Here is a 17,059-nt window from a genome sequence, read left to right on the forward strand (position 1 = left end):
CAGCGTCTCGGGTCTTGTTCTGAGACTTGGCTTTTCGCTGCTTGGGTGAGTGCGGTGATGCGGCGTTCTCGGGAGTCGGTCATGGGGTGCTCCTGCGGTGGGCGTGAGATCGAGAGTCAGCGGGACTGGTCCAGCGCTGGCTCGATGACACTGGGTTTGTCGCGCCGTGGGCTGCGGAGCCGGGCGCATCGTCGAGGGCGGCCAGGAGTCGGGTAAGCGCGTGGTGTTCAGCTCGGCGGCGGATCAGCCAGACGTTGTCCTCGGGCATGGGATGGCCGTGTCGCTGTTCGAATTCCGTTGTGGCCCGGTCGATCAGGTCGGTGGTCTCGCGCGGAGTTGACGTTGCAGTACGTCGTGGTGGGTGTGGTCGGTGACGAAAAACTGAGCAGGTCAGGCAGGCGTTGCCTTTGTCGCAGGATTGCAGCGGTGGCAGCATGCACCACCCGTTGGGCAGGAACCGGTCTGCGCGGCGGAACAGGTGCAGACTGTCGTGGTCGTCGCTGGAGAGTTGGATGCGGTGCCGTCGGATCGCAGCTTGGCCGTGGCCAGGAATGCCTGCTCGGTGTTCGTCGCGGGCGGCGATGTAGTGCATCGTCATGGTGGGGGTGGCGTGCCCTGCATAGCGCTGTAGACGTGAATCGGCAGACCGAGTTCGGCCAGTCGGGTCAGCCGGGTGTGGCGGAAGCGGTGAGTGTGGCTTAACCGCACGGCGTGGCCCTTGGCGTCGGTGATCTGAACGAGGTCGCTGAGGCTGCGCAGCACCCAGTTGTAGGTACCTGCCGGATAGGGTTTGTCACCGCGGCGGTTGCCCAGACGCGCGCGAACAGATACCGCCTGCTGCCTTCTGGATGCTGGATTTGGAGCCAACGGTGTTGTTCGGCAATGACTTCGGTGACCTCGCGGTCGACGAGGATGATGTCGGGTGCGACATCGATCTTGCTCTGCGCGTAGCGGAACCTGGTCAGCATTTGGCCATCGCCCTCGGCCGCTGCGGTAGTGGCGGGCGCAGCCGAAAGGCAGTCGAAGTCGCAGGTGCGGATCTCGCTGGCCCGCCGGCCGGTGAGGATCTGCAGCAGGATCATCCGCATCGCTTGCGGGTCGTCAAGTCCGTTGGCGGTGAGGGTGGTGCCGTCGCCGCGGGTGATGGTCATCTGCTCGGTGCGCGGCAACCCGATCAGCGGCAGCGCCGCAGTGATCTGCGCGAGTGCGTGATCATCGATGTAGTTCGCATCGTTGAAACCGCGTTGATGCGGTATCCGGGTGACCCGGCCGAACCAGCTGGAGGCGTGTGCTGCGCTCACTCGTTGCCAGGGCTCGGCACCGAGAACGCTGCGAGCCTCCCCGGGATTGGCGGCAATGAAGTCCAAGAGGCCGGCCACCGCTCGCAGGTCGTCGTTGATTCCCCGGATCGGCACTGTTCTTCCGAGGTGGCGTGTGTCGGATTGGCGGGTGACGCGGTTGGCTGCCACGGCGGTCCACCGCGCGAACGCGCCGCCTGTTCGACCGCGCTCGTTGGGTCGCCCAGGATGCCAGTCGGGTCGTCGAAGCTGGCGTCAGCCAGTTGTCGAACCGGCGGAAGCTGCGCATGCGTTCCTGGCTGACCGTGGTCCAGCGCAGCGCCCGGATTCGAGCATCTGCCAGGTGCCACTTCACCGCGGCCGCACCACGAAGCTGTATATCTCCGGGTGCGCAGCCGTAGTTGGCGACCGGTTCACGATCGGTCAGTGGTATCCGCGGATCGCAGCGCGGGTGCCAGAAGTCCAGGTGCCACCACGGCCGTCGTGGCAGGCGGCGATCAGGGCGTGCCGGCGACCCGAACAGAGCGTGCACCGGCCCCGACTCGGGTGAGGGCAGTCGCTTGCCCCTGCTGAGATAGAACCAGCTCTGCAACACCGCGGCGGCGTCGTAATCCATCGCCCGGATCGACGAGGGAAATCACGGCCCTCGGTAACTGCCCGCGAATCATGTTGGCCAACTGCGCCATCGCCAACACCGAGACACGGGTGCCATCACCGGCCTGCCAGTGCGCATCCACGCCAGCTCCGCGGCGAACGGATCGGTAATTCGCTCAGATCCAAATGCGGCCAATCATTCTCGGTAATCGACGCCCAGTTCTCGATACCGGGCCGAGCACGGGCCACGCACTGTGCTGGCAGCTCGTCAAAGAGTCGCAGATCGGATCGAGGTGTCGGCACTACGCAGGCGCAGGTGGCCATGCTCGTCGATCATTCGGCCACCCGCCAGCTGCTGGCGTAGGAAGCCCAGTTGGCTCCGCTCGCAGGGCTTCGTCCGTCGCGGACCCAGCCGTAGAGGTCAAGGGTGGTCTGCACATGAGCGTGGCCAAGACGCCGGGAGACCACCATTCCGGCGTCCCGGCGAGCAACAAGGCGGTGGCATGGGTGTGGCGGAACCAGTGCGGCGTCCACCCGAGTGGTCCGATGCCCCGCCGACGCAGCGTGGCCACTTTCTCCCGGACCGTCGTCTCCCGCAATGCGGCCAACAACGGTGGTCTGGCCACATTCACCAGCAGCGGCGATGTGTCCATCAGACCGATCCCGGATTCGGCTGCCCGGCAGGCGATGTCGGTGAGATAATCGGCGAACAGCCGCTCGAGGTCAGCCCCAACATAGACTCGTCGCGGTCGCATATCTTCACCCGCGCCCCGTTGGGGTTATCCGAGCGAGGCACGATCTGCACATACGCGGTATCGCCGCGGCCGAGCACGAACTCGCCGATCCGCAGACCCAGCGCCTCCCGAGACGCATCCCGGTCTCGGCCAGCAGGGCGAACACGAACCGGTCCCGCAGGTTTCCTTGCCACGAACCGGACTCGGTATCGAAGACCGCGCAGCCATCCAGGACCGCCTGGATCTGCTCGGGCAGCAGCAAGGGCGGTCTGTCGCGGCGTCGGTCGCGGCGCACCCGCACCAGCGAGGATGCCGCGGGGCCGACCGCGCATCCAGATGCGCCAGCAAGCCCGGGCCGGTCGCTGTCGCGGAGTTCTCGAAGTAGCTGTCCTGCTACCGCCACACCGGATACTGCCTGATGCCAGCGGTAGAACGAAATCAATGCTGCAAGGCGAACTTCCAGTGTTGCAGCGGTCGGTGCCTGGTCCGACTCGGCCAGCCGATGCTCAACTGTGCGGCCATTGCGCTGCCAGGACAGAAACGCCGTGAATGCGGGGACACCGACATCGCGCCATCCATCGGATTGTCCGCGTTGTTCCAGGAAGCTCCACCACTGCGCCAACGACGTCGCATACCCGCGCACCGTGTTCGGCGACCACAGGTGCCGGTGGGCTTCTATCCACTCCTCGACGGGACCGACCGTTGCGAAGTCCTCCCCAAGCACGGTCCAGGTCCGCTTCCCTCCCGCAGGAGACACTGCCACCGGATACGCCATCGTTGCCGTTCCTTCACGTCGAAGAACACCCGCCGATAAACCGGCAACAACGATGACTTGCCCAGCATCAACCCCCTTGTTGCATACATAGATTCGAGCGTGTTGCTACCCGTTGATAACACCCGGCACTGGCAAAACGCACCTGGCCATCGGCATCGCGATCCGGGCGTGTCAGCTGGGCACCGCACCCTGTTCGGCACCGCCTCGGAATGGGTGGCACGGCTGGCCGAAGCCCACTACGCGGCCGACTTCAACCCGAACTCGTCCGGCTGGGCCGTTACCCGCTGCTGGTCGTCGAGGTGGTCGGCTACATCCCATTCGCACCCGAGGCCGCGAACCTGTTCTTTCAGCTGGTGTCGTCTCGCTACGAACGCGCCAGCTTGATCGTGACCTCCAACAAACCGTTCGGCCGCTGGGGCGAGGTGTTCGGTGACGACGTGGTAGCTGCGGCCATGATCGACCGCCTCGTCCACCACGCCGAAGTGATCGCCCTCAAGGGCGACTCCTACCGGATCAAAGACCGTGATCTCGGGAGAGTCCCGGATCGACCACCGAAGAATGAACACCAGGGGGTCAATTTTCAACCGTTGAAAAGGGGTCAGTTTCAACCGACGTTGACACAGGCAAATCGTTGCCCGGCTGTATTGAGTGAACCGGTAGGCTCCGTGGCTGTCGAAACCGGCATCTGCCAGTCGACGCTGCGCCGCTGGAAACGGTAGGCCCTCATCGACCCGGGGCCATCGAGGGCACGTCGAGCGTGGAGTCCGGCGAACACGCCGCCGCGCAAGCGCGCCCCAGAACCGAGGCCGAGCTGACCAGCGACCGGGGAGCGCGCCGAGTTCTCCTGAAGCATTCGGCACGACCTGTTCTGGTGGTCTTTGCCAACGCCGTGCCCGGCGTACTGACGGAAGGGGCGCGGACCGATGTATCCATCTCCAGATCCCGCCGGCGCCCGCTCAGCAAGGAGTGCTCCTATACCCACTAGCATAAGAGTGCTAGTTAACTAGTAGTAGACGTAAGTGAACAGCGCCCATACCGTGATCGGCGTCACTTGCCGCATGAACCAGACCCGGGAGTCACCATGCGCGTCACGCCCGCACGTCTGGGGTTCCTTGCGTCCGCAACGCAGCGGTGCTGGGCAGCAACGACGAATCACGTTTGCTGGATCGAGGTCGACCGACCTCGACTCCGACGGCGGGGGCACTACCCGGAAGTGCCGACGTCCATCGCCTTCCGGATAGAAGGATCGAGTCGGTGACATCGAATCGCATTGATTGGTCAGAGACGCCCACCATGGAGCCGTTCCGTCGGATCGGTGGATTCGTCGGGATGGCGTTGGACACGTTCGTCGCGATCTTCAAGCCGCCCTTCGCCTGCGGGAATTCCTGGACCAGACATGGTTCGTCGCGCGGTATCGCTCTTGCCGACGCTGTTGTTGTCCATCCCGTTCGTCGTGCTCACGGTCTTTACGTTCAATGTGCTGCTGGTGGAGTTCGGCGCTGCCGATAACTCCGGCAGCGGAGCGGCGCTGGGGCGGTCAACCAGATCGGCCCGTTCGTCACCGTGCTGGTGGTGGCCGGATCGGGGGCCGCAGCGATGTGCGCCGACCTGGGCGCCCGCACCATCCGCGAGGAGCTCGATGCGATGCGGGTGATGGGCATCGATCCGATCCGAGCCCTGGTTGTGCCGCGGGTGCTGGCGGCGACGGTGGTCGCGCTGTCGCTGTCGTCGTTGGTGACGCTCACCGGCCTGACCGGGGGGTTCTTCTTCGCCGTGTTCTTCCAGCACGTCACGCCGGGGCATTCATCGCGAGCCTGACTCTGATCACCGGCCTGAGTGACGTGCTGATCTCGATGGTGAAAGCGACCGCCTTCGGTCTTGCGGCCGGCCTGATCGCCTGTCACCGCGGACCACCGTTAGCGTGGACCTGCGGTGTCGGCAACGCTGTCAACGAGACCGTCGTTTTCTCGTTCGTCGTGCTGTTCGTCATCAACCTGATCATCACCGCTGTCGGATTCGAGGTGACGAAGTGACCGCGTGAACCATTGCGCAGCAACGCTTCCCCATGGCAACCCGGTCATTGAGGCGGTCCGATCGAGTTGGCGCCAATTCGGTGAACAGACCAGGTTCTACGGCGAAATGCTGGGATCGATCGTCATGGCGATGGCCAAGTATCGCTCCGAACTGTTGCGTCAGGTCGCCGCGATGAGCCTGGGACCGGATCGCTGATGGTGATCGGCGGCACCGTGGCCATCGTCGGCTTCATGACCATGTCGACCAGCGGCACCCTGGCGAGTCAGGGTTTCAATCAGCTGTCGCAGTTCAAGACCGAAGCGCTGGCGGGCTTCGTCTCGGCGTTCGTCAACACCAGGCTGGTGACGCCTGCCACCGCCGCGATTGCGTTCTCGGCAACGATCGGCGCGGGGCGACCGCGCAACTGGGCGCTATGCGCATCAATGAGGAGATCGACGCGCTCGAGTGATGGGCATCCGGGCCATCGCCTACCTAGCCTCCACCCGATTGCTCGCCGCGATCATCGTGGTAGTCCCTCTCTACAGCGTCGCGCTCTGGCTCGGTTACACCTCGGGTCAATTCGTGACCACCGTGCTCTACGGTCAGTCCAGCGGCGTGTATGCGCACTACTTCAACACGTTCTTCACCCCGGCCGATCTGATCCGGTCGTTCGTCGTGACCATCGCCGAGGTCGCTGCGATCATCATGGTGCATACCTACTACGGATTCACCGCGGCGGCGGACCCGCGGGTGTCGGCGAGGCCGTCGGGCGCGCCACCCGCACTTCGCTGATCGTCGCCGCCTTCGTCATCACGCTCGTGACCCTGGCCTCTACGGCCAGACCGGCAAGTTCAGCTACGCGGGTAAGGAGATGCCCACCCGACGCCAGAGCGGCCGGCCCGGATCGCCGCCGGCTGGCTGGCAACAGTGATGGTCGCCCTCATCGCCGGTGCGATCGCGCTCACCGTGGGCGCGTTCAACGAATCCTTCACTCCCACCGTGCCGGTGACCCTTTCGTCCGATCGGACGGGCCTGATCATGGAGCCCAATGCGAAGGTCAGGATGCGCGGTGTCGACGTCGGCAGGGTCGCCTCGATCGAGGGTAACGGCCAGGGCCGGCGAGCCTGCGGTTGGCCATCGATTCCGACCAGATCGGCAACATCCCCGCCAACGTGCAGGCGCGTATCGCTGCCACCTCGTTGTTCGGCGCAAAGTTCGTCGACCTGATCTATCCCGCCGATCCCAGCCCGCAGATTCTCGCCGCAAACTCCATCATCGAGTCGGAAAATGTTGCCACCGAGGTCAATACGGTGTTCGAGAATGTCGTCCAGCTGCTGGACACCATCGATCCAGCCAAGCTGAACGCCGTACTCGCGGCGCTGGCAGAGGGTTTGCGCGGACAGGAGAACGGATCGGCCGATCCATCACCGACACCAACACGGTGCTGCTGGCCCTCAACGCGCGCACAGATACGATGAAGCAGAACTGGCAGGCGCTGGAGGATTTCGGCGAGGTCTACGGTGCCGCCGCACCGCGCATCATCGACACCCTCAACGCCGCCAGCACGACGAGTGTCACGCTCACCGAGCAGGCCCAGCAGCTGGACGCCCTGCTGCTCGGCGTGGTCGGTGTATCCCGTAGTGGCATCGACGTTCTCGGACCGAGCAAGGATGCCCTGGTAGAGGCCGTCAATCTGGCGAAACCCACGACCGATCTATTCATGAAGTACAACCCATCGCTGACCTGCCTGCTCGTCGGTGCTCACGAGATATTGCCCGATTACGAAGCTGCCTACGGTGGCGCCAACGGCAAATCTCTCATTATGGACGCATCCCTGATGCTTGGTGACGATCCCTATCGCTATCCGCAGAACCTGCCCATCAACGCTGCCAAGGGTGGTCCCGGCGGCAAGCCGGGTTGCGGTTCGCTGCCCGACGTCGCGAACAACTGGCCGGTGCGTTACCTGGTGGCCAACACCGGCTTCGGTGCCGGGCTAGATGTGCGACCCAATCCGGGCATTGGCTTCCCGGGTGGGCCAACTACTTCCCGGTCACCCGCGCTGTCCCGGAACCGCCCAGCATCCGTTATCCGGGTGGGCCTGCACCAGGACCGATTCCCTATCCGGAGCGCCGCCGTACGGCGCTCCAATGTACGGGCCCGGCGGTGTGCCGCTGTATCCGGGATCCCGCCGGCGTCCAACGCGCCACCCGCCGCCGGACCGCCGCTGCCCGCCCCGGCGCCCCCATCGTCATGACCACCGGCCGTTTCCTCAGAAGGAGGTAAAGCGTTGCGCCGCAGTATGTCCGGAGTTATCTGGCGTCTGGCCATCTTCTTCGTGGTGTGCGTGATGGGTGCCTTCGCCCTGATCGCGATCTTCGCCCAACTGCGATTCCAGAAAGAGACCGTCTACAGCGCCGTGTTCAGTACGGTCAGCGGTCTGGCCGATGGGAACTTCGTCCGCATCGCGGGCGTGGAAGTGGGCAAGGTCAAGGACATCACGGTGACCGACGACGGTAGTGCCGTGGTCCGGTTCAGCACCGACGACTCCGTGGTGCTCACCGAGGCACCCGCGCCGTGATCCGGTACGAGGACATCATCGGGAGTCGGTATCTGTCGCTGCAGGAAGGTGCGGGCGGCACCAGGCGACTGCCACCCGGTGGCACCATTCCGCAGGACCACACGGCGCCGGCGCTCGACCTGGACGCGTTGCTCGGTGGTTTCCGGCCGCTGTTCCGGCGCTGGACCCCGATCAGGTCAACGCGCTCAGCGGGCAGCTGATCGCCGCATTTCAGGGCAGGGCCCGACGATCGGATCCATCCTCGCCCAGACGGCTGCACTGACCAACACACTGGCCGACCGGGACGAACTTATCGGACAGGTGGTGGTCAATCTCGACACGGTCCTGGGGTCGATTGGTGACCGCAGCGCGGAGTTCGGACAGGCGGTCGACTCGCTCGGTCAGCTGGTCGACGGACTGGAGGCTCGTGGCCAGGACATCAGCAACGGGGTGGCGCATGCCGACGAGGCAGCCAGGTCCATCGCGGACCTGCTCGGCGAGGCCCGTCCGCCGCTGCAGAAGACCCTGCACGAGACGGACCGGACGGCCGGCGTGGTGCTGGCCGACCATGAGTACTTCGACAACCTGCTGGCCACGCTGCCGGAAGCCTATCGGGTCTTGGGCCGGCAGGGCCTCTACGGTGACTTCTTCAGCTTCTACCTGTGCGACATCGTCCTGAAACTCAACGGCAAGGGCGGCCAACCGGTGTACGTGAAGATCGCCGGCCAGGACTCGGGCAGGTGCACACCGCGATGAAACCTTTCGTCGAACGCAATCACGTCGTCCTGGGCATTGCCGGGGTGACGGTAGCCGCCGTGGCCAGCCTGGGTGCACTGAACTACAACAGGTTGCCCTTCGTCTCGTCGGGCGCAACCTATTCCGCCTACTTCGAGGAAGCGGCGGTTTGACCGCCGGCACCGAAGTGCGGGTCTCGGGATACCGTGCGGGTCAGGTACAGAGCATCACCCTGGATCGCAATGGTGTCCTGGTGGAGTTCACGGTCGCCGACGACATCCGTCTCGGTGAACGGACCGAGGCCAGCATCAAGACCATCAACCTGCTGGGCAACAAGGTGCTGGACCTGATGACCCGCGGCGATGGCCGGTTGGAGCACACCATCCCGCTGGACCGGACGACATCGCCGTACCAACTGCCGGATGCGCTAGGTGATCTCACCGCGACCATCAGCGGGCTGAACACCGACCAACTCTCCGGCGCGCTGCAGACGCTGTCTGAGACGTTGCAGGACACCCCGCCGCAGTTGAGGGTGGCTGTGGACGGAGTTGCCCGTTTCTCCCGCACGCTCGGTGAGCGGGATTCGCACCTGCGCAACCTGCTGTCCAATGCGAGTAAAGCGACCACCGTGCTGGCCGAACGCACGGATCGAGTCGTGCAGTTGATCCACGACTCCAACGGGTTGCTCGTCGCCCTGCGCGCACAGAGTGCCGCCTTGGACGGCATCATGGTGGACATCTCCGCGCTGGCCGACCAGATCCGCGGCTTCATCTCGGAGAACCGGGATACCCTGCGACCCACCCTGGACAAACTCAACGGTGTCCTCACCATCCTGAACAACCGCAAGTCCGAGATCCAACAATCCATCAAGGGATTGAATTCTTACGCAACGACTTTCGGTGAGACGCTGACCTCCGGCCCGTTCTTCAAAGCCTACGTGGCCAACTTGATGCCCGGTCAGTGGATCCAGCCTTTCGTCGACGCAGCCTTCTCCGACCTCGGCCTCGATCCGAACGTGCTGACGCCGTCGGAGCGCACTGATCCGCAGACCGGTCAGCAGGGCACGCCCGCCATGCCCGTTCCGTTCCCGCGCACCGGACAGGGCGGCGAGCCCCGGCTGACTCTGCCCGATGCCATCACGGGCAAGCCGGGAGATCCGCGGTACCCCTACCGCGAGCCGCTGCCCGCTCCGCCACCAGGAGGTCCGCCGCCTGGAGCGCCGGCTCCGCCGACACCGGATCCCTTCGCCTCACCGGTGCCGACCCCCAGCCCGGTGTACCAGCCGGCGCCGAACGAGGCACCACCGATGGGGCCGAACCGGTGAAGCGCTCCGGGTTCGTTCGGCTCCTGCTAGCGGCCGTCCTGGTGAGCACCCTCACTGCCGGCGCGTTCGTGGTCAACAATGCGGTCGGACAGCGCAATCGCATCCATGTCGAGGCTTACTTCACCAACACCAACGGCCTCTTCGTGGGTGACGACGTTCGGATCAGGGGCGTGAACGTCGGTCGCATAGAGTCGATCGAGGCCCAGCCGGCCAGCGTGAAGGTTATGTTCTGGGTGGAGGAGCAGTACGAAGTGCCGGCCGAGGTTAAAGCGGTGATCCTCTCACCGACGCTGGTCACCGCCCGAGCCATCCAGTTGACCCCGCCCTACCAGGGCGGTCCGCTGCTGGGCGACAACGCCGTTATCCCGGTGGAGCGAACCGCGGTCCCAGTCGAGTGGGACGACTTCCGGAGCAGCTCGAGAAACTCACTGATCTGCTCGCTCCCACCGAGGCCGGAGGTGTCAGCACCCTGGGCAGTCTGGTCAACTCTGCCGCCGACAACCTACGTGGCCAGGGCGCGAACATCCGACAGACGATTCTCGAACTGTCGCAGGCGCTCTCGGCGCTGGGTGACCATAGCGGTGACACGTTCACCACCGTGAAAAACCTCGCCGCCCTGGTCTCGGCGCTGGAGGGCAGCACGACGCTGATGCGCGACCTGAACCAAAACTTCGCGTCGGTGACGAATCTGTTTACCAACGACTCGGGCGAGGTAGCCGAGGCCATCGCCGACCTGAGCGACGTCGCGAGTGAGGTCAAGTCCTTCGTCGCCGACAACCGGGAGGCGTTGGGTACCACCACCGATACGTTGACATCGGTATCCCAGGCGCTGGCCGACAGCCTTGGCGACATCAAACAGACACTGCATGTATTGCCGACAGTGGCGGCCAACGCGGCCAACATCTACCAGCCTGCCCAAGGGACGCTGAGTTCTGCTCTGGCGGTCAACAACTTCCGCGACCCCATCACCTTCCTGTGCGGTGCTATCCAAGCCGCGTCGCAGTTGGGTGCCGAACAGTCATCGAAGCTGTGTGTGCAGTATCTGGCGCCGATCGTCAAGAACCGCCAGTACAACTTCCCCCAATCGGAATGAACCCCTTCGTGGGAGCCAGCGCAAGACCGAACGAGATCACCTACAGCGAGGACTGGATGCGGCCCGACCATGTCCCACCTGCGCCAGCAGCACCCGCTGTACCGCCTCCACCGGGTGCCGATCTGCTGCCTGCCGAGGCGCCACCAGTGGCGTTGCCCACAAATCCCACCGCCGGTCTGGCCGGGATCATGGTGCCGCCGGGGGAGATCGGTGATGCGCACTGGTCGTCGTGTGGCCACGTTGGCGATCGCCGTCGTGACAATGGCTGGGCTCCCCGGATGCGGGTGGCGGGGACTGAACTCCTTCCAGTTACCGGGCACCGAGGGCAGCGGTGCGGGGGCGTTCACCGTGCAAGCCCAGATGGCCGATGTCTTCAACATTCAACAGAACTCACGCGTGCGTGTGAACGACGCCAACGTCGGTACCGTCACCAAGATCGAACGCCAGGGGTGGCATGCGTTGCTCGACCTCAAGCTCAACGGCGATGTGGTGCTACCGGCCAACAGTACGGTGAAGGTGGGTCAGACGAGTTTGTTCGGCTCGTTGCACATCGAGTTGGCGCCGCCGACCGATGAGCCACCCCAGGGTGAACTGCAGCAAGGTTCCCTGATCCGGCTGGAATCCAGCAGCGCCTACCCGTCCACCGAAGAGACTCTCTCGGCGCTGTCGCTGTTGCTCAACGGTGGCGGGGTGGGTCAGATCCAGGACATCACCCAAGCGCTCACCACCGCCTTCGGGGGCGGGAGGACGACCTGCGGAGCATGTTGGTGCAACTGGACACATTTATCGGCCGGGTGAACGAGCAGTCGGCGGACATCATCGCGGCCACGGACAGCCTCAACAGGCTGGTCGGACAGTTCGCCGCCGAGAAACCAGTGGTGGACCGGGCGCTCGATACCATCCCTCGGGCACTGGAAGTCCTGAACGAGCAGCGCGACAACCTTGTGGAGGCGGTCGACCAATTGGGCAAGTTCAGCGCCCTGGCCGCCGATTCGGTTCACCAGACCAAGGATGCCATCGTGGCGGAACTGAAGAATCTCGGCCCTGTCCTGGAGTCGCTGGCCAACTCCGGCCCCGCGCTCACCCGTTCGCTGGGCCTGTTCCTCACCTATCCGTTCCCCAAGGACACGCTGACGAAGTGGTTCCGTGGCGACTACGCAAATACCTCGCTGATCGTCGACCTGACTCTGAGCCGATTGGATGCCGGGTTGCTCACCGGCACCCGATTCGAGGGCGACCTAACCGAACTGGAGATGCAATGGGGTCGCACCGTCGGCACGCTCCCGAGTCCGTATACCGCAGATAATCCGCTACTGGCACCCTATCGCTGGGACCAAGGTCACTAGACATGCATCTGAGCAGACGAGTGTGGATACAGCTGTTGATCTTCGCGGTGATCTCGGTCCTCGCGGTGGGCGCGATCGGGCTCAGCTACCTGAAGGTGCCCGCGCTGCTGTTCGGGGCGGGGGAGTACCGCGTGATCGTCGCTCTTCCCGCGTCCGGCGGGTTGTACAGGAACGGCAACGTCACCTACCGGGGTACCGGAGTGGGACAGGTGAAGGACGTGCGCTTGACCCCGCGGGTGTCGAGGCGGTGTTGTCCTTGACCTCGGATGTCGAGATTCCGTCGGATGTCGACGCTGCGGTGCACAGCCAGACCGGTCTCGGTGAGGTTTTCCTCGAACTCACACCGCGCAGTGACCGAGGTCCCGTGCTGGTCGACGGTGACGTGATCCCGATGGACCGGACCAGGCTGCCGGCCGATATCAACTCCTTGTTGACCGCCACGAACGAAGGCCTGCAGGCGATTCCCAACGAGAACCTACGAACGGCCATCGACGAGTCCTACCTGGCCGTCGGGGGCTCGGTCCGGAACTCGCGCGAATAGTCAAGGGCACCACAGCATTAGCGTCCGATGCTCGGGCCAACCTGGAGTCCCTGACCACGCTGATCGACCGGTCCGGGCCCATTCTGGATTCACAGATCGACACCGCCGATTCCATCCAGCGGTGGGCGACCAACGTGGCCGACGTCACCGAACAGCTGCAATCGCGTGACGCCGAGTTTCGAGAGGTACTGCACACTGGTCCGCCAGCGCTGGGTGAAGTGCAGCAGCTCATGGATCGATTTCGGCCGACGCTGCCCATCCTGCTCAACAACCTGGTCAGCCTGGCCGACGTCGCGGTCGTCTATCAACCGAACATCGAACAGTTGCTGGTGCTGGCGCCCCCGCTGGTGGAGGCCATTGGCGGCTCGATGCTGGCCAATCGCCACACCAAGCAGGACTACAAGGGCGTGTACATCTCGTTCAACCTCAACCTGAATCTGCCGCCGCCGTGCACCACCGGCTTCCTGCCCACCAGCCAGATCCGTCCACCCAGCGAAGAGGATTATCCCCAGCGGCCCCCGGGTCACCTCTACTGCCGGGTGCCCCAGGATTCGGCCCTCAATGTCCGTGGAGTGCGAAACCTGCCATGCGCCAACAGGCCCGGTAAGCGCGCACCCACGGTGGCGATGTGCGAGAGCGACGAGAACTATCTGCCGCTCAACGACGGATACAACTGGAAGGGAGATCCCAACGCCACGCTGTCGGGTCAGGCGGTGCCGCAGGTGCCTGCCGAGTCGGTTGTTGATGGGCCTGCTGTGTCGCCACCGCTGACCGTGACGCGGTACGACCCGAGTACGGGTGCCTATGTCGGCCCGGATGGGAAAACGTACGTCCAGCGGAACCTCGCGCGCGGTGCGGCCCCGGGCACGTGGCAGGACATGTTGATCCCGCCGGGGGGATGAGCAATTGACCGACCGGTGGAGCCTGCTGATCGCACACCATCGCTCGGGTGCGCGCTCGGCCACCGCGATGCGCCAATGCCAGGTCACGGTTCTCCCGGGAGTCGGGACGTGGTGCACGAAAACGTCATTGGAACACGTTGGGAGGAGACAGCGAATGCACTGACCCCGATTGACCGATATCCGAACGACCGCAACTGATCGCACCGACCGAGGAGTACCGATGACAGACAATCAGGACATCCGAATGCTGATCGACGGGGAACTGGTTCCCGCCGTCGACGGCGATTGGCTCGAGTCCGTCAATCCCGCGAACGAGCGGGTGATCGCCCGGGTGCCCGCCGGTGGCGAGAAGGACATCGAACGTGCGGTCGCCGCGGCCGAGGCCGCATTCGTACCGTGGTCTCGAACCCCGGTATCCGAGCGCGCCGCCATGTTGCGTACCTTTGCTTCCCGTCTGCGCGCCGAGGGGATCGGCTGGCCGCACTCGAGACCGCGGACACCGGGAACACGATCGGCATCTCACACTTCGACGTCGCATACGGCGCCGACGTCATCGACTATTTCGCCGGACTGGCGCACGAGAGCAAGGGGGAGACCTCCCAGCCCGCTGAACCGGGTTCGCTTAACGTCTCGGTGCGCATCCCCTACGGTGTGGTCGGAAAGATCTTCCCGTTCAACCATCCCCTGATGTTCACCGCCGCCAAGATGGCCGCGCCGCTGGTGACCGGAAACACCGTGGTGATCAAACCTTGCGAGCAATCTCCGTTGAGCACGGTGGCCATGGGCGAGATCATGCGGGGGTCTTCCCCCCGGTGTTATCAACGTCGTCACCGGCGCCGGCGGCCACGCCGGTGAAGCCTTGGTGCGCCACCCGAACGTGCGTCGGCTGGCATTCGTCGGTTCGGTGCCGACAGGTCTTGCGATCCAGCGCGCCGCCGCCGAGGTGTGCGTCAAGAGCGTGAGTCTCGAGCTCGGCGGCAAGAACCCGATGATCGTGTTCGCCGACGCCGATTTCGACGCCGCGATGGCGGGTGCGATGAGGGGGATGAACTTCGGCTGGCAGGGACAGTCGTGTGGATCCACCAGTCGGCTGTTCCTGCACGACGACATCTACGATGCCGGGGTCGAGTGGCTCCGCGAAGCGGTCGGCGCTCTGCGTGTCGGTGACCCGATGGATCCCGGATCCCAGATGGGTCCGATCAACTCCAGAGAGCAGTTGGAGAAGGACGAGGCGTACATCGCGTCCGCACACGCCGACGGCGCGCGGCTGATCACCGGCGGTGGTCGCCCGTCGGGTGCGGACTACGAGAAGGGATACTGGCTGCAGCCAACCGTTTTCGCCGATGTCACCCCGGGCATGAAGATCTTCAACGAGGAGATATTCGGGCCGGTGCTGTCGGTGATCCGGTGGAGCGACGTCGAGGGGTTGCGTCCAGCAGAGTGGTGTATGAGTGGGACCTGATCAGCGGTACCGGCGTGTCGTAGCCGACTGATTGAAGGTCATCGCGTGATTCTTCGAGGGACCGTCCAAAGTCACTCGAGCAAAGGAATCGACGCGATGACCACTGCCCACAATATCGACCTGCCCGCTGTGCTGGCCGAACGACTCACCACCGCCCATCCCGATGTGCTGCGCGAGCTGCTGGCCACGTTCATCCACACCCTGATGGGCGCGGAAGCCGACGCCCTGTGCGGCGCTGGCTATGGCGAACGCAGTACCGAGCGCACCAACTCCCGCAACGGGTATCGGCACCGCCGATTCGACACCCGTGCCGGCAGTCTGGATCTTGCGATCCCGAAGCTGCGCCAGGGATCGTATTTCCCGGACTGGCTGCTGGAACGCCGCAAACGTGCCGAGCGGGCCCTGACCACCGTGGTGGCCACCTGCTATCTGCTCGGGGTCTCGACGCGGCGGATGGACCGCCTGGTCGAGACGCTGGGGATCACCAGCTTGTCGAAGTCGCAGGTCTCGGTGATGGCCAAGGAACTCGACACCGCCGTCGAGGCGTTCCGGACTCGGCCCTGGATGCCGGGCCGTACACGTTCGTCGCCGCCGACGCCCTGGTTCTCAAGGTCCGCGAGGGCGGGCGGGTGGTCAACGTGCACGCCCTGATCGCCGTCGGGGTCAACCATGAGGGCTATCGGGAGATCCTGGGCATCGACGTCACCACCGCCGAGGACGGAGCCGGCTGGCTGACGTTCTGGCGGTCACTGACCGCCCGCGGCCTGTCGGGGTCAAACTGGTCACCAGCGACGCGCACGCCGGGCTGGTGGCCGCGATCGGCGCCACCCTGCCCGGCGCCACGTGGCAGCGCTGCCGAACGCACTACACGACCAACCTCATGGCCATCACCCCGAAAGCGTCGTGGCCGTGGGTACGCACCCTGCTGCACTCGGTGTTCGACCAACCCGACACTGAATCCGTTGCCGCGCAATATGACCGGATCATCGACGCACTCGCCGACAAACTCCCGAAGGTCGCTGATCACTTGGAGGCCGCTCGGCCGGATCTGCTGGCGTTCACCGCGTTCCCCAAACAGATCTGGCGCCAGATCTGGTCGAACAACCCCAGGAACGGCTCAACAAGGAGATCCGACGCCGCACCGACGTCGTGGGCATCTTCCCCGACCGCGACGCCCTGATCCGCCTGGTCGGCGCCGTGCTGGCCGAACAACACGACGAATGGGCCGAATCCCGCCGCTACCTCGGCCTAGACGTGCTGAGCAAATCACGCACCGTCAACGACGCCCCGACCGAACAGGAGGACACCCCCGCGGCACTGACCGCCTGAACCATCACCCACGAAGAATCACACGACGACGTCGTACACCACGTCCCTGGACTTGACCCGTCGAGGATGTCATCGGGTGGGCGAACCAGGTCGAGTACGGTCTCACCGCCTCTGTCTGGTCACGGGATCTCGCCAGTGCACTCGACACCGCGAGCCGGATGGACGTCGGCTACTGCTGGATCAACGACACCAGCCGCCACCATCTCGGTGTGCACTATGGCGGTGTCAAGAACAGCGGGGTAGGTCGCGAGGAGGGGCTCGAGGAGTTGCTGAGCTATACCCAGATCAAGAGTTTGAACATCGTCAGCAACCCGACCGCATAGACTCCGGTCGCGGGCGGCCGTGGCTCTCCACCG

General features: G+C 64.7%; 3 protein-coding genes and 12 pseudogenes. 13 read left to right on the plus strand and 2 right to left on the minus strand.

The genetic code is table 11. The features are described from left to right. Positions 1 to 698: 698 nt before the first annotated feature. Entirely contained in the window at positions 699 to 1,469 is a 771-nt protein-coding gene (locus EXE63_RS32685) for a site-specific integrase (protein WP_234904131.1), read from the minus strand. 756 nt (positions 1,470 to 2,225) lie between these two features. Next, positions 2,226 to 3,401, minus strand: a pseudogene (locus EXE63_RS33575) (tyrosine-type recombinase/integrase). A 142-nt stretch (positions 3,402 to 3,543) separates the two neighbouring features. Between EXE63_RS33575 and EXE63_RS01790 the strand changes: the two are divergent. The 13 genes and pseudogenes from EXE63_RS01790 to EXE63_RS01850 form a co-directional block, all read left to right on the plus strand. Then, positions 3,544 to 3,963: pseudogene (locus tag EXE63_RS01790) on the plus strand (ATP-binding protein); the annotation flags it as partial. A gap of 731 nt (positions 3,964 to 4,694) precedes the next feature. After that, positions 4,695 to 5,434, plus strand: a pseudogene (locus EXE63_RS01795) (MlaE family ABC transporter permease). Positions 5,435 to 5,540: 106 nt separating this feature from the next. After that, positions 5,541 to 6,279: pseudogene (locus EXE63_RS01800) on the plus strand (ABC transporter permease); the annotation flags it as partial. Between the two features lie 65 nt (positions 6,280 to 6,344). Beyond that, a pseudogene (locus EXE63_RS01805) lies at positions 6,345 to 7,668 on the plus strand (MCE family protein). Positions 7,669 to 7,713: 45 nt separating this feature from the next. Continuing rightward, positions 7,714 to 8,727 (plus strand): annotated as a pseudogene (locus EXE63_RS01810) (MCE family protein). After that, a pseudogene (locus tag EXE63_RS01815) lies at positions 8,724 to 10,030 on the plus strand (MCE family protein). Before EXE63_RS01810 ends, EXE63_RS01815 begins: the two co-directional pseudogenes overlap by 4 nt. Further along, positions 10,027 to 11,326: pseudogene (locus EXE63_RS01820) on the plus strand (MCE family protein); the annotation flags it as partial. The pseudogenes EXE63_RS01815 and EXE63_RS01820, both read left to right, overlap by 4 nt. Before the next feature lie 10 nt (positions 11,327 to 11,336). Further along, positions 11,337 to 12,469: pseudogene (locus tag EXE63_RS01825) on the plus strand (MCE family protein). A gap of 2 nt (positions 12,470 to 12,471) precedes the next feature. Next, positions 12,472 to 13,912 (plus strand): annotated as a pseudogene (locus EXE63_RS01830) (MCE family protein). 244 nt (positions 13,913 to 14,156) lie between these two features. Then, positions 14,157 to 14,767, plus strand: a pseudogene (locus EXE63_RS33210) (aldehyde dehydrogenase family protein). 4 nt (positions 14,768 to 14,771) lie between these two features. Beyond that, positions 14,772 to 15,374 carry an aldehyde dehydrogenase family protein gene (locus EXE63_RS33215; protein WP_272955785.1) on the plus strand — a complete coding sequence of 201 codons (603 nt, stop codon included), beginning with the start codon at positions 14,772 to 14,774 and terminating at the stop codon, positions 15,372 to 15,374. Between the two features lie 96 nt (positions 15,375 to 15,470). Continuing rightward, positions 15,471 to 16,703: pseudogene (locus EXE63_RS01845) on the plus strand (IS256 family transposase). A 71-nt stretch (positions 16,704 to 16,774) separates the two neighbouring features. Beyond that, the gene (locus EXE63_RS01850) at positions 16,775 to 17,026 is read left to right on the plus strand and encodes an aldehyde dehydrogenase family protein (RefSeq protein WP_168140722.1); all 252 of its coding nucleotides are present in this window, start codon (positions 16,775 to 16,777) and stop codon (positions 17,024 to 17,026) included. Positions 17,027 to 17,059: the final 33 nt, after the last annotated feature.

Origin of the sequence: Mycolicibacterium frederiksbergense, assembly GCF_012223425.1 — a bacterium.
GTDB classification, from domain to species: Bacteria; Actinomycetota; Actinomycetes; order Mycobacteriales; family Mycobacteriaceae; genus Mycobacterium; species Mycobacterium frederiksbergense.